General features: G+C 69.8%; 1 protein-coding gene. It reads left to right on the forward strand.

What is annotated here, in order from left to right; genetic code table 11:
* Positions 1-497, forward strand: a 497-nt coding sequence (locus tag P1K30_RS23850; RefSeq protein ID WP_275635238.1) for a cadherin-like domain-containing protein, incomplete at both ends; no start/stop codon positions are given.

Raw genomic sequence — 497 nt, forward strand, 5'->3', positions numbered from 1 at the left:
AGCGGTCAGGCCGGGTTCGACGCGCCGTTCGAGGGGGTGATCTCGGACCGTCAGATCTATGACGCCGAGCTGTCGCCGGAAGAGATCGCGACGCTTGCTTCGACCTCGGGTGCGACAAACGACGCGCCGACGCCCGCCGACGACGCGGTGACGACGGACGAGGACACGCCGCTGGTGATCGACGTGGCGGACCTTCTGGTGAACGACACCGACCCCGACGGCGACCCGCTGTCGGTGACCGGCATCGCCACCCAGCCGAGCAACGGCACCGCCGTCTACGACGGGGCCGCGGGCACGGTGACCTATACGCCGGACGCGGACTTCAGCGGCGCGGACAGCTTCGTCATCACGGTGGAGGACGGGGTGGGCGGCACCGCGACCTCGGTCGTGGACGTGACGGTTGCGCCGGTGAACGACGCGCCGGTGGCGGTGGACGACCTTGGCACCTCGGTGGTGATGGGCCAGTCCGTCGTGATCGACCTGCTGGCCAACGACAG

Source organism: Psychromarinibacter halotolerans, assembly GCF_029168315.1.
GTDB lineage: Bacteria > Pseudomonadota > Alphaproteobacteria > Rhodobacterales > Rhodobacteraceae > Psychromarinibacter > Psychromarinibacter halotolerans.